Genomic DNA, 13,575 nt, shown 5'->3' with positions numbered 1-13,575 from the left:
TGAATGCGTCGATAAAACCGTGAGTGCCGATTCGGAACATGATCTGTGCATATAATGCACAGATGAAACTGCCTCCCCTGGAAAACCTGCGCATCTTCGAAGCCGTCGCACGCCTGCAGAGTTTTACGGCCGCAGCGGAAAGCCTCGTGCTGTCGCACAGCGCCGTCAGCCGCCGGGTGTCCGAACTCGAGTCGAGGCTGGGTGTGCAATTACTGCACAGAACCAGTCGCAAGATGTCGCTTACGCCGCAAGGAAAGATTCTGTTCGAGGCAGCGCAAGAGGCATTGCGGCGCATCGAGGAAGCCACGGCCGAAATCGTGCAGCCCGCGCGCCACAAGCCGCTTCTCGTATCGTGCGAGCGTTCGCTGGCGATGCGATGGCTCATTCGGCGGCTATCGCAGTTTCAGGATATGCATCCGGATCTGCCGGTCTATCTTTCAACCGGCGACGGGCCGATCGACCTCCCCCGTGAGCATATCGACCTGGCGATACGCCGTGCCGATTTCGCGCTGGATCCGCGTGCGATCTGCGTACCGTTGTTCCCAGAACATGTCGGCCCTGTCGCGCTTCCGGGTCTTACCGGCAAGGCCGCTCAAACGCGTTTGCATTCCACCAGCCGCCCCGATGCATGGAAGACATGGTCGAGGCGCGCCAAGGCCGCTGCGCGCGCCTCGCGGGGCGCGCCGCGCGACCTATACTTCGACCATTTCTTTCTCAGTTTGCAAGCCGCCGAAGCGGGGCTCGGCGTGGCCATTGCACCGCTGTTCATGGTCGTGGACAGCTTGGATGCGGGAACCCTCGCTGCGCCGCAAGGCTTTGTGGCGGATCACTCCCGGTATATCGCGCTGATGCGCAAACCCCTGGAACCGGGCTCGCCTGAAGCGCGCTTCGTGGACTGGCTACAGGCCGCGGTCGAAGCTACGCTGGCCGGCGCACGCGCCTATTGCCGCCCATAGCGCACCCCGGAACGATTCGCACGTTCGATTTCCTTAATGCTGGCCTCCAACAGGTCGAGCGACCGTGTCAGCGCTTCGCCCTCCATATGCCCATATCCGAGCAGGAAGCCCCTCGGCTGCGCTTCGAGGGCAGTGAAGTCGTGCACGTCGTTGAACACGGCACTGCGGGAACGCAATATACCGCGCAAATCCCGATCGAACGCACCGTCCCGTCCCGCGATGACGACATGCAGACCGCCCTCGTCGCCCCCGAGCGCGAGCACATCCGCGTACGGCGCAAGCCGTTCGCGGATGGCGTTGCGCATCGCCTCGTAATGCCGCCGCACCCTGCGCAGATGCCGGTCCAGTTCTCCGGACACGAGCAACGTCTCGACGATTTTCTGCACTGGCCACGATACGTGCGTACGCTCGCGTTCGATTCGCGCAACCAGCGCGGCGGCCGCGGCCGGCGGCGCGACGATGAAGCCGAGACGAAGGGAAGGACTGACCGACTTAGCGAACGTGCCCAGCAGCAGTGTGCTTTCCGGTGCATGGCTGAAAATCGGCGGATGGTTCGTTCCCGCGTAGTGGAACTCGCAGTCGTACTCGTTTTCGAGTATCAGCATTGCGCGCGCGCGTGCGAGTTCGACCAGTGCCCTGCGCCTTGGCCCCGACAGCCGCCCGCCCATCGGATACTGATGCGCCGGTGTCACATGGATAAGGGCAGGAACCTTGCCCGCCTCGATAATGCGCTTGACAACCACGCCCTCCGAGTCGACCGGCACGTAGCGCAGCGATGCGCCGGCGCGCAAGAACGCCAATGTGGCGCCGGCGTAACCGGGATCCTCCGTCGCGCATAGGTCCCCTTTGGCGAGCAGCGCCTGCGCCGCCAATTGAAGCGCGTGGCCCGTGCCGTGCGTCACGACGATTTGCTCGGGTTCGACCTTGACGCTGCGGTGTTCGAACAGCCACGCCGCGATCGCGCGTCTGAGCCCCGGTTCTCCGCTCGGATCCCCGTAGCTCTGCGGCGGCAAGTTCCGCCCCGCTTCGCGGCAGGCGTTGCGCCATACGTCGAGCGGCAGCGTGCGTGCGCTCGCCTGCCCGGGCCGCCAGTCCAAACTCGCGTTGGCCGGTGGTTCCTGCACAGGAAGTGTCGGAGCATTCAACCGCCCTAGCAGTTGCGGACTCCCGCTCGTCCCGATCGCGGCGCCTCGTCCCGCTGGGACGCTGGCGGCGACAAACGTTCCATGGCGACCACGCCCCTCCAGGATGCCTTCGGCGATCAAGTCGTCGTAAGCGTCGACCACGCAATTGCGCGCCACGCCCAGTTGGAGCGCGAGCTCTCGGCTCGGCGGCAGCCGTGTGCCGGGCGACAGCGCACGGCTAGCGATTCTCTCGCGCAGCTGGCGTGCGATTTGTCGGAAGACCGGTGCGCCGGAGGCACGGTCCAGTTCGAGGGCGATGAGCGCGGGCGGCGCATGCCTGAATGAGCGGTTCACAACCATAGATACGCCACACCGATTCAGCTTCGGCCCTCAAGATTTCATGGACATCGCCAGGTCACTGCGTCGTCGCTTTGGCCAGCAATTTTCCGGCTTCCGAGCGAAGCAGCTTGATGCGCAGATCGTCCCAGTGCTCCAGAAATGCATCGCGGGCGGTTTCGAAGTCGCGGCTTTTCATGCACGCGATCAGATGTTCATGCTCGCGCACGATCGTTTGGGGATCATCGTAATATTCCTGACGCTGCACCAGCAGAAGCTCGATTTCCCCTTCCAGCATTTCGTAGCAGCGCTCGAGTCGCGGACTGCCGCTTGCGGAGATGATCGCACGGTGGAAATCGCGGTCAGCGGTGACGAGGAGCGCTCGCGGCGCGTCGGGCGACGCATTGCGCAACGTCTCCACCGCCTCTGTGGCGCCCTCTGGAATTTTGCCGGTAAGAACGATCATCTTGACCGCTTCCGCTTCGAGGACAGCACGTAAGCGGGTGACATCGACGATATCGTCCGGACCGAACTCGGGCACGTAGAACCCGCGATTCGCAGCCTGCCGGAGAATCCTGTCGCTCACCAGCAGTTGCGCGGCTGAGCGAAAAGTATGGCGCGAGACGTCATATTCCTCCGCCATTCGTAGATCGCGCAGGAATTCACCGGGCTTGAATCGACCGTTCAAGATATGGGTCTTGAGCTTATCGGCGACCTCGGTGACGATCGATGCTCGTGTGGGTTCGCCGCTCTGGGGTGCTTTGGTGGTCGACATCGAGGCAAGTGGAAATTGGGATGGCGACGATCGATCTGCAGCCTCGTCAAGGCCGGCCGGAGCTAGCGGCCCCGCACATTATAGTCGCGGCCCTAAAAGGCTTATGGTCGCGCACATTGTAGAACAATAAATGACCATTCACAAGCGCGGCTGTACGCTCGCCGCGCACATTCTTCAGCCTAGCTGGCGTCCAGCGTGCAACTTCTCTCCGCTTCTTCTGGCAGAAACGCACACTTAGAAAAAGCTGGCAGCATCGCAATTTTTAATTTATTGTTCAACAATCCTGTCGCCACCAGAGGAAACCTTGACATGAGCACCAGCCTGAGACCCAAGTACATTTCGTTCGATTGCTACGGAACACTGATCAATTTTCAGATGGCCGATCTTGCGCGCGAACTTTTCGCTGATCGCATCGCTGCACAGGACATGCAACAGTTCACGACGGATTTCGCGCGCTACCGCTTGGACGAAGTCATGGGTGACTGGCGGCCTTACGATCAGATCCTCTGCAACTCGGTGGAACGGACCTGCCGCCGCTGGGGCATCGAATACCGGGACAACGAAGGCCTGAAGTTCTACAACGCGGTCCCTACGTGGAAGCCGCATGCAGACGTGCCGGACGCGCTGGCGCGCCTTGCCAAGGAATACAAGCTCGTCATTTTCTCCAACGCCATGGACGTGCAGATTCCGCATAGCGTCGAAAAACTAGGCGCGCCTTTCCACCGCGTCTACACCGCGCAGCAGGCCCAGGCCTACAAACCGCGGCTGCGCGCGTTCGAATACATGATCGAGCAACTCGATTGCAGCCCGAGCGACATTCTTCACGTGTCGTCCAGCATGCGCTACGACCATCTGTCGGCGGACGATGTCGGAATCAAGAACAAGGTCTTCGTTGCGCGCGGCCACGAGCCGAGCTGGCCGGTGTGGGGCTGCCATGAAATCAAGGATCTGAGCGGCCTGCCGGCGCTCGTCGGCCTCTAAGCGTGCTGCGTAGGGCCGCCCCGATCTCCGATCGTCGGGGCGGCGGTCTACAACCATAAACGCCCCGAACTACCTCAACTTTGGCTCTTAAAAATCCCGTGTAATTCGTCAGAATCGGCGAACCAAGACAGCACGGGATCGCCATGCGCATCCGTATCATCACCGACGATTTCACCAGCGCCCTTGACGGGACGGCATGCTTTGCCGAGCGCGGCTGGACGACAGCCGTTCTGATCCGCCCCGACGGCACCGTTACCTCCGACGTCGTCACCCTCGACACCGATTCCCGCGAACACGCACCTGCGCTCGAACACGACGCTGTCGTCAACGCTGCCCACGCATGGCGCGATGCCGACGTGCTCGCGGTGCAGTTCGACTCGACGCTGCGTGGCCGCATCGCACGCGACTGCGCGACAGCGCTCGCTTCCTCCGGTCGACGCAAGCTGTTGATCGCACCCGCCTTTCCGTCTGCCGGTCGCACGGTTGAGAACGGCTGCGTGCGGGTCGACGGCGTACCGGTTCATCAAACCGCATTTGGCTCGGATCCGACGTTGCCGGTGCGCGAGTCCAGCGTTCCAGCGCTCTTTCGCGCGCATGGCATCGAGGTCCAAGTCGCACGCGACGCAACTCACGCTCGCGCGCTGATGTCGGCGCACGACGCCGTGGTCGTCGACGCATGCATCGAGGCAGAGCTCGATGCGATCGCCGCTACCTTTGCCGCAGAACGCGATCTGCTGCTGGCCGGCTCGACCGGATTGCTGCGCGGGCTCGCTCGTGTGCTGCCTCGCCCTCCACTCGCGGCCAACGATGTCGGCGACTGCCGCGATCGGAGCGCCAGCGCCATGCCCGCGCTGACGGCCCAGCGCCCCTTGCTCGTCGTCGGCAGCCTGAACCCACGCTCCCGACAGCAACTCGCCGTCGCTCGAGCGCGATGCCAAATCGATATCCTGTCCACGGAGGAAGCGCGCCTGCCTGCCGGCCCCGCACCTCACGCGGCGCTGCGCGCACTCGTGCCGCAAGCGATCGACGCGCTCGGCAGCGGCACGTGCGACGGGCTGGTCGTGACCGGCGGCGAAACCGCTCGGCGCATCATCGACGCATTGCCGGCGGTCTCCCTGCGCGTATGCCGTGAAATCATGCCCGGCGTGCCCTTGGCTGAAGTTCGAACCGCAACCGGCGCATTTCCCATGATTACGAAAGCCGGCGGATTCGGCGACAACGACACATTGACGACGTGCATCAATCTATTGACCGGGGCCAAACCATGAAGCAGCCACTGATAGCCGTCACGATGGGCGACGCCGCGGGCATCGGACCGGAGATCATTCTCAAGACGTTCGCCAACACCGCGTTCATCGCCGAGCACCCTTCATTCGCGATCGGCGATGCCGGCGCGTTGCGACGACAGGCGCGGGCGCTTCGCTTGGACTTGGAAATACGCGAGATCCACTCTGTCGCCGACGTTGCATCGCGGCCAGGCGCACTCGACGTATTGCGAGCGCCCCGCGCGAATGCACTCCCCGAAGACTTGCCCATCGGCGCGGTGAACGCAGCCGCGGGACAGGCGGCATTCGAAGCGATCCGTACCGCCATCGATCTTGCGGTGCGGGGCGAGATCGCCGGTATCTGCACCGCGCCGATCCATAAGGAAGCGCTCGCCGCCGCGCACGTGCCCTACCCCGGTCACACCGAAATGCTCGCCGACCTCTCGGGCACGCGCGACTACGCCATGATGCTGGTCAATCCGACACTGCGCACGATCCTCGTGACGGTGCACTGCTCGATGCTCGATGCGATCTCGAAGCTATCCGTGGAGGCCGAGCTGCGCATCATCCGGCTGGCGTACCGGGCGATGCGCGATCTCGGCATCGAACGTCCGCGCGTCGCGGTGGCCGGACTCAATCCGCACGCGGGCGAAGGGGGCTTGTTCGGCCGCGAGGATCTCGACATCATCGCGCCCGCGATCCAGCTCGCTCGGAACGAAGGCATCGAGGCGAGCGGCCCATGGCCCGGCGACACCGTATTCATGAACGCCCGCCGCGGCCGCTTCGACATCGTGGTGGCGCAGTATCACGACCAGGGTCTGATACCGGTGAAGCTCGCCGGGGTGGAGGACGGCGTGAACATCACCGTCGGCCTGCCGTTCGTCCGCACGAGCCCCGATCATGGCACCGCCTTCGATATTGCCGGCAGGGGTATCGCCGATCCGGCAAGCCTGCAGATTGCCCTCCAAACCGCTCATCAGTTCGCCCGCTCGCGCGCGAACCATTCATCCATTATCGGAGCCTGACGTGTCCCACTTCATTTTGATGCTGACCGAAAACGACGCCACGGTGGCCAATGCGATCGAAACCTACGACGGCCTGCGCGAGAGCCCCGTCCGTTTCGTCGGTTTCAAGGACGTCGGCTTGCCCATCCCTGCCCTCGAGCAGCTTGCCCAGCGCATCCGCGCCGATGGCCGCAAGGTCATGCTGGAAGTCGTGGCGACCAGCCGCGAGGCTGAACTGGAATCGATCCGGGCCGCGCTCGAGATCAATGTCGACTACCTGCTGGGCGGCCGCCACGTGCAAGAGGCGCTATCGCTGCTGCGTGGTTCGAGCGTGCGGTACTTCCCGTTCGCGGGCCGCACCGTAGGCCATCCGACCGTGCTGGAAGGAACGATGAATGAAATCGTCGATGACGCTCGCCGTATTGCCGCCATGCCCGGTGTGCACGGCCTCGACCTGCTTGCGTATCGCTTCGCCGGCGAGGGCGACCCGGCCGAACTGACGAGGCGTGTCGTCGAGGCGGTCGACGTGCCCGTCATCGCCGCGGGCAGTATCGACCGAGAACCGCGCGTTAGGGCAATGATCGGCGCGCACACCTGGGGCTTCACCGTGGGCAGCGCGTTGTTCCAGCATGCTTTCGTCGACCGGCGCCTGTCCGCGCAGATCGATGAGATCTTCAAAATCGAAGGCGTCACCGCATGATGCGTTGCGAGTGCCGACGCCGCGCGGCATCGAGGTTCGCCGGGCGTATCGCCGCTCGGAAGGCCGCCGCGCTCGCCGTTGCGCGTCACGGCCTCATTTAGCGGCGAAGAGCGTGTCCAGACGATAGCGCCGCTTCATGACCGGCGATTCGACGACCACGTAGCTGATGCACTTTTCGATTCCGATATCGCGCTCCATCAACGCCTCGATCACGCTGTGATAGTGGCCGATGTCGCGCGCAATGCACTTGAGCAGATAGTCGTAGCCGCCCGTCGCTTGATGGCATTCCATGATTTCTTCGATGCCGCGAATGGCATCGGTGAAGCGGGCGAAGTCTTCGCGACGATGATCGGTGAGCGTGATCTTGGCAAAGACGATTTGAAAGGGGCCGAGCTTCTCAATCTTGAGCGCCGTGCCGTAGCCCGCGATGAACCCGGCCTGCTCGAGCCGCTTGACGCGCGTCAGACACGGGCTGGCCGAGAGGCCGACGGCGTCGGCCAGCTCGACGTTGGTGATGCGGCCGTCCCGCTGCAGCTCGGCGAGGATACGCAAGTCCAGCCTGTCAAGTGTGCAATCCGTTTTCATGCCGGTTCGGTCGGGTAGACCTCCAAATGATCGCCTTCGCGCGCGCTGAAGAGCGATGGTAGCGCCCCTTGCGGGGGTGACGATAGGACGATCTTGCTATTTGCCCTTGCCGTTGCGCCCCGCAGCAAATCGCGCAGCAGGAAATACCGCGACACCCCTCCAAATCGCATGAAACCTATCTTTTGCGCCAGTCAATTCAGCGTATCAGCGTAGTGATTCCTGCTTAAATTTCACTTACCGACATCGCGGTCGGCTCTTGCCCGAAGTGGCTCGCGGCGGGCTTCTCATTCAAGCGTCCCTCGGGACTCATCACTCATCGAGATTGAAGACATGATCGACTTCGAACCGAAATACATCACGTTCGATTGCTACGGCACCCTCGTCAACTTCCAAATGGCCGACAAGGCGCGAGAAATCTACGGCAACCGCCTGCAGGGCGACGCCATGGAGAACTTCATCAAGCTGTTCAAGGCCTACCGTCTCGATGAAGTGCTCGGCGAATGGAAGCCTTATCGCAACGTCGTCCACAACTCCGTGCGCCGCACGTGCGAGCGCACCGGCGTGCCCTACATCGAAGCCGAAGCCGAACAGTTCTACCTGGCCGTCCCGACGTGGGGCCCGCATCCGGACGTTCCGGAAGGTCTTTCGCGCCTTGCGAAGAAGTACAAGCTGGTCGGCCTGACCAACGCGGACAACTCGCAGATCATGAGCAACATCGAAAAGCTCGGCGCGCCGTTTCATGCCGTCATCACGGCGGAAGACGCCCGCGCCTATAAACCGCGCATGCAGGGCTTCGAATACATGTTCAAGAAGCTCGACGTGCAACCTCACGAAATCCTGCATGTCTCGTCCAGCCCGCGCTACGACCTGATGACGGCGCATGACCTCGGCATCGTTCACAAGGCCCACGTGCTGCGTGGCCACGAACCTGAAGCGCCGGCCTATGGCTATACGGCCGTCAAGAACATCATCGAATTGGCCGAGCAACTTGGCCTGTAAGCGTTCGACGCTGCCGTGGCCGTCCGCCGGCGGCCACGGATGCCCACCGCGCTTTTCTCATCCCTCGCGCCGAAACGCTCATGTTCACCTCCAGCCCTTCTCAAGGCATCTGTCCCGCGTCCGCGGTGGAGTCCGACGCCGTGTTGGCCAGTGGCTTGTCGGTCGGTTTTTCACGTCTGAACACACTCGACGCGATCGCGATCACGCGCCGCGTTTATGGCATTGACGGTGCGGCGACACGGTTTTCGACCGAGAAAGACGACACCTTTCGCATCGACGCCGCCAACGGCATGCGCTACGTGCTGAAAGTCTCGAATCCCGGCGAGACGGCGGAAGAACTCGACTTGCAGGTTGCCGCGATGCGGCACGTAGAGGCCGCCGCGCCGCATTTGCCCGTGCCGCGCGTGCTGCCCAGCATCGGCGGGCAATTCGTCGTTCCGCTTGCACCATCGCAGCAACCGCAGCGCACGGCAAGGCTTTATAGCTACCTCGAAGGCAAACCGCTCGATACGCTGCCCGCGAGTGCAATCGATCATTACGAAATCGGCGAAGTGCTCGCGCAGCTGCAGCTTGCGATGGCCAGCTTCCGCCATCCGCACGAGCACCGGGTGCTGGCTTGGGACGTCAAACATTTGGCGAGCCTGACCGGGCTGCGGGCGCACGTTGCCGACCCCTTGCACCGGCAGCTGATCGAGCAGGCATTCACGCGCTTCGCGTCGATCGAACCGGCGCTGCGGCGCTGTCGCACGCAGGTCGTCCATAACGACTTCAACCGCTCGAACATCGTCGCCGATCCGGACGGGTCGAAATTCGTCAGCGGGATCATCGACTTCGGCGACACCGTGCATACGGCGGTTGCCATCGACGTCGCCACGGCCGTCATGAACCAGTTCCCGCTCGACTTCGACGCAGACGGCCCCGACGACCTTTTTGCGCAGGCGCGCGAACTCCTACGCGGGTATCTCGCGCATGCGCAGCTGAGCCGGGACGAACTGATCCTGATTCCGCACCTCGCGATGGCGCGCGTCGCGGCGCGCGCCTTACTCACGTCATGGCGCGCGACGCTGTTTCCGGAAAACGAGGCCTACATCCTACGTTTCACTCGGCCCGGGTGGGAGCACCTGCGTTGGCTCATGCAACGCGATCACGATGCTGTGTCCAACGCCTTGCTCTAGTGCTTCCCTCGCCCCACACCGCTCTCCTTTCCTTTCCTGACCGCTCTATGAACGCCACCTCCACGTCGCAGTCGATAGCCGTCACCGAAGCCGACGACGCGAACAAGCCGCACGACGCACTACGCGGCGACATGCCGAACGGCTTCGATCCGTCGTCGATCTCCCACCTCGATGCCGCCACGCAACGGCACATTGCGCGCCGCTTGCGGGTGCTCAGTCCGTCGTATCGGCTGTTCTACGCCGAGCCGGTAAAAATCGTACGCGGCGAGAAGGTCTACCTTTACGACGATCAAGGCAACGACTATCTCGACGCCTACAACAACGTCGTCTGCGTCGGCCATGCCAATCCGCGCGTCATCGACGCCATCACTCGCCAGCTCTCGACGCTCTGCACGCACACCCGCTACATGCAGGAGCCGATCCTCGATTACGCCGAGGCCCTTCGCGCGACGTTCAACACGCCGATCCGCGAAGGTCAGATGATGTTCACCTGCACCGGCTCCGAGGCCAACGACCTGGCCATGCGTATCGCGATGCATCACACCGGCAAGACGGGCGTGATCGTGACCAGCGAGGCGTATCACGGCAACTCGCACCTGACCTCGAGCTTTTCGCCGTCGCTCGGCCGCAAGGCGCCGCTCGGGCCCTACGTGCGCACGGTGTCGGCCCCGGACGCCTATCGTATTGCGCCCTCCGAAGTCGGCCGTCGCATGGCCGAACAGGTCGCGCTGCAAATCGAGGACATTCGTCGTCACGGCGGGGGGCTGGCGGCGTTCATCGCCGATTCATTCTTCTCTTCCGACGGCGTCTTCGCGCATCCCACCGATGTGCTCGCCCCCGTGGCCGAGGTGGTGCGCCGGGCGGGCGGCCTGTTCATCGCGGACGAGGTGCAATCGGGCTTCGGCCGCGGCGGCACGCATATGTGGGGGCACGAGCGGCATGCGGTCGTGCCCGACATCGTGACGCTGGGCAAACCGATGGGCAACGGTTATCCGGTGGCCGGCCTCGTCGTGCGCCCCGACATCGTCGCCGGTTTCGGTCAGGACATGCGCTACTTCAACACCTTCGGCGGCAACTCGGTGGCGATCGCGGCCGCACAGGCGACGCTCGACGTGCTGCGCGAAGAGCAGGTACTCGAGAACGCGCAACGCGTGGGCGCGGTCATGTTCGAGGGATTGAACGGTCTCGCGCGCAAGTACGACTGCATCGGCGACGTGCGCGGCACGGGTCTGTACTTCGGTGTAGAAATCGTACGAGACCGCGCGAAGAAGGACACCGACATCGCAACAGCGCTCAAGCTCGTCAATGGCTTGCGCCAACGGCGCGTGCTGATTTCGGCAACGGGGCCGGACGCGAGCGTGCTGAAGATTCGGCCGCCGCTCGTATTCGGAGCGAACGACGCCGACCGATTGCTGACGGAATTGGATGCCGTGCTCGCGGCACTGTGAGCCGCCGGCAATCTCGGCGATGAGCCGGGTCTTCTACAGGCTCATCCGGACATTAATCAATGTTTAACGCTTACTTGTTGAGCGGTTAATCATTCATAGGCGCTTGCGACGCATAATTGCACGCACGCACGTACCAACATCGACGCAAACCTAGGAGCAACAGTGACCGTCGCAATCGTATTGCATCGCGCCGATGGCGCACCTCTTTCGACCACGTTCCGTCGGGCGGCGTTCGGATACAACGATCCGTTCGCGCGACATCGGGAGATCGCTTGGGAAGGCCCGGACTCGATCGCCGCGGGTCGCATCAGCTTCATCGGCGAACTCTACATAGCGAGCTTTCCCCACATCGAAACCATCGTCGTCGCCGAAGGCGTGGTCACGCTGCAAGCGGAGGGCACAGCGCCTTTGGTGCTGGGCCGGGGCGAGGGCGCGGTGATCGGCCGCGGCGCCGCGCTTAGCGTGACGGCCGAGTCCCGCGCGGTTTTCGCGTTCTGCGCCGCCGCCGGAGAGGACACTGCGCAGCGCGGGCTCGTGCCCTTGCGCGCCGACGCCGACTTCAAACCCTCCTCCACCCTGCCCGCGGAAGTGCTGCTCGGCCCGGCTCCAGAATGCCGCAGCCATAACGTCTTCACCGACGAAGGCGCGCAGTACCAGGCCGGCACGTGGGATTCGACGCCCTACCATCGCATCGTGCGCCCGCATCGCTTGAACGAGTTCATGCATTTGCTGGCCGGCAGCGTGCGGTTCGCCGCGCCCGACGGCAGCGTGCTGTCGCTCTCAGCCGGCGATACGCTGTTCGTGCCCAAGGGTGCGCCGATCGGATGGGAAAGCAGCGAAAGAGTGGCCAAGTTCTACGTTACGCAAACCGTCCGCGTTCCCATCGCACGAGATTGATCATGTCTCCTCCGCTGCACCACATTCAAACTTCGCCCACGCTACCGGCCACCGCCGACGTCGTCGTCATCGGCGGCGGCATCATCGGGGTTTTCGCCGCGTACTACATGGCCCAGCGCGGGGTTTCGGTCGCGCTGGTCGAGAAAGGCAGGATCGGCGCCGAGCAGTCCAGCCGCAATTGGGGCTGGTGCCGCCAGCAAAACCGCGACGAGCGCGAATTGCCGCTAGCCAGCAAAAGCCTCGATCTGTGGGAACGATTCGGCATCGAATCCGGCGAAGACACGGGCTTTCATCGCTGCGGGCTGCTGTACCTGAGCAATGACGACGCCGAGCTGTCTCGTTGGGCCAGCTGGGGCGAGTTTGCTAAGACGGCCGGCGTCACGACCTACATGCTCGACAGCCGGCAAGCGGCGGAGCGGGGAAAGGCGACGGGCCGAACGTGGAAAGGCGGCGTTTTTTCACCGAGCGACGGCACGGCGGACCCCGCGAAGGCCGCGCCAGCCGTGGCGTCCGCGCTCATGAAGCTCGGCGGCAGCGTCACGCAGCATTGCGCGGCGCGCGGCATCGAGCTCGAAGGCGGCCGCGTGTGCGGGGTCGTCACCGAAGCCGGCGTCATCAAAACCCGGACGGTCGTGCTGGCGGGCGGCGCATGGGCGTCGGCGTTCTGCCGCCAGCTCGGCATCCGTTTTCCTCAGGCCTCGATTCGCCAGTCCATACTTAGCGTGGCGCCTGTCGAACATCGCTTGCCGGATGCGATGTTTACCTCCGGCGTGTCGATTACTCGCCGCAATGACGGACGCTATGCGCTCGCGATCAGCGGACGAGCGCGCGTGGACGTCACGCCGCAGTTCCTGCGATTCGCGCCGCAGTTTCTGCCCATGTTCGCCAAGCGTTGGCGCAGCCTGCTGCCAGGCGGCTTGGAAGGCGTTCGAGGCGGTCACGAAACCTTGAAACGGTGGCGGCTCGACGCACCCACCCCCATGGAACAGATGCGCATTCTTGATCCGAAGCCAGATCGAGCGACGATTACTGAAACGCACCGCCGCGCCGTCGAACTGCTGCCGGAACTTCGCGAAGCGAAAATCACGCATGCGTGGGCCGGTTTCGTCGACAGTACGCCCGATGGCGTCCCTGGCATTGGGGAAGTGCCGGGCGTCCCCGGATTGATCTTGGCGGCGGGGTTCTCCGGTCACGGCTTCGGCATCGGGCCCGGTGCGGGACATCTGATCGCGGATCTCGCCACCGGCGCGCAGCCGATCGTCGATGCCGTCCCTTACCGGCCGGGCCGATTCGCTCATTCCTCGTGGGGCAAGGTCGCTGATTTTTAGCG

13 protein-coding genes are annotated in these 13,575 nt (G+C 63.6%); 10 read left to right on the top strand and 3 right to left on the bottom strand.

What is annotated here, in order from left to right; genetic code table 11:
- Nucleotides 1–62 precede the first annotated feature (62 nt).
- Nucleotides 63–956 carry a LysR family transcriptional regulator gene (locus ACTHNR_RS04475; RefSeq protein WP_440546306.1) on the top strand — a complete coding sequence of 298 codons (894 nt, stop codon included), beginning with the start codon at nt 63–65 and terminating at the stop codon, nt 954–956.
- On the opposite strand, the gene pdxR is transcribed toward ACTHNR_RS04475, so the two are convergent.
- Nucleotides 941–2,440, bottom strand: a complete 1,500-nt coding sequence (gene pdxR / locus ACTHNR_RS04470; protein ID WP_440546305.1) for a MocR-like pyridoxine biosynthesis transcription factor PdxR — start codon at nt 2,438–2,440, stop codon at nt 941–943. The two genes, ACTHNR_RS04475 and pdxR, sit on opposite strands and share 16 nt — an antisense overlap.
- A 55-nt stretch (nt 2,441–2,495) precedes the next feature.
- On the bottom strand, nt 2,496–3,191 hold the full coding sequence (locus ACTHNR_RS04465) for a GntR family transcriptional regulator (protein ID WP_440546304.1): 696 nt from the start codon (nt 3,189–3,191) through the stop codon (nt 2,496–2,498).
- Nucleotides 3,192–3,500: 309 nt separating this feature from the next.
- On the opposite strand from ACTHNR_RS04465, the gene ACTHNR_RS04460 reads away from it, so the two are divergent.
- From ACTHNR_RS04460 to ACTHNR_RS04445, 4 genes are all read left to right on the top strand, one after another.
- The gene (locus tag ACTHNR_RS04460) at nt 3,501–4,172 is read left to right on the top strand and encodes a haloacid dehalogenase type II (protein ID WP_440546424.1); all 672 of its coding nucleotides are present in this window, start codon (nt 3,501–3,503) and stop codon (nt 4,170–4,172) included.
- Between the two features lie 143 nt (nt 4,173–4,315).
- Complete coding sequence (locus ACTHNR_RS04455; protein WP_440546303.1) at nt 4,316–5,440, top strand: four-carbon acid sugar kinase family protein; 1,125 nt, start codon at nt 4,316–4,318, stop codon at nt 5,438–5,440.
- On the top strand, nt 5,437–6,462 hold the full coding sequence (gene pdxA, locus ACTHNR_RS04450; RefSeq protein WP_440546302.1) for a 4-hydroxythreonine-4-phosphate dehydrogenase PdxA: 1,026 nt from the start codon (nt 5,437–5,439) through the stop codon (nt 6,460–6,462). The genes ACTHNR_RS04455 and pdxA overlap by 4 nt, the downstream gene beginning before the upstream one ends.
- 1 nt (nt 6,463) lies before the next feature.
- Entirely contained in the window at nt 6,464–7,141 is a 678-nt protein-coding gene (locus tag ACTHNR_RS04445) for a 4-hydroxythreonine-4-phosphate dehydrogenase (protein WP_440546301.1), read from the top strand.
- Between the two features lie 93 nt (nt 7,142–7,234).
- Here the strand turns inward: ACTHNR_RS04445 and ACTHNR_RS04440 are convergent, their stop codons facing one another.
- Nucleotides 7,235–7,726, bottom strand: a complete 492-nt coding sequence (locus ACTHNR_RS04440) for an Lrp/AsnC family transcriptional regulator (RefSeq protein ID WP_440546300.1) — start codon at nt 7,724–7,726, stop codon at nt 7,235–7,237.
- Nucleotides 7,727–8,056: 330 nt separating this feature from the next.
- Between ACTHNR_RS04440 and ACTHNR_RS04435 the strand changes: the two genes are divergently transcribed.
- The 5 genes from ACTHNR_RS04435 to ACTHNR_RS04415 all read left to right on the top strand — a co-directional run bounded on the left by ACTHNR_RS04435 (nt 8,057) and on the right by ACTHNR_RS04415 (nt 13,573).
- Nucleotides 8,057–8,725: a haloacid dehalogenase type II gene (locus ACTHNR_RS04435; RefSeq protein ID WP_440546299.1), complete on the top strand. Its 669-nt coding sequence runs from the start codon at nt 8,057–8,059 to the stop codon at nt 8,723–8,725.
- An 80-nt stretch (nt 8,726–8,805) separates the two neighbouring features.
- Nucleotides 8,806–9,900: a phosphotransferase gene (locus ACTHNR_RS04430; RefSeq protein WP_440546298.1), complete on the top strand. Its 1,095-nt coding sequence runs from the start codon at nt 8,806–8,808 to the stop codon at nt 9,898–9,900.
- 131 nt (nt 9,901–10,031) lie between these two features.
- Entirely contained in the window at nt 10,032–11,348 is a 1,317-nt protein-coding gene (locus ACTHNR_RS04425; RefSeq protein ID WP_440546423.1) for an aspartate aminotransferase family protein, read from the top strand.
- Between the two features lie 162 nt (nt 11,349–11,510).
- Nucleotides 11,511–12,245 (top strand): cupin domain-containing protein, encoded by a 735-nt coding sequence (locus ACTHNR_RS04420; protein ID WP_440546297.1) that lies wholly within the window; start codon nt 11,511–11,513, stop codon nt 12,243–12,245.
- 2 nt (nt 12,246–12,247) lie between these two features.
- Nucleotides 12,248–13,573, top strand: coding sequence for an NAD(P)/FAD-dependent oxidoreductase (locus ACTHNR_RS04415; RefSeq protein ID WP_440546295.1), 1,326 nt, complete (start codon nt 12,248–12,250; stop codon nt 13,571–13,573).
- Nucleotides 13,574–13,575: the final 2 nt, after the last annotated feature.

It is taken from the genome of Trinickia sp., from assembly GCF_051954495.1.
Lineage (GTDB): Bacteria > Pseudomonadota > Gammaproteobacteria > Burkholderiales > Burkholderiaceae > Trinickia.
Note: the sequence above shows the minus strand (reverse complement) of the source record. Positions and strands in the feature narration are given on the sequence as shown.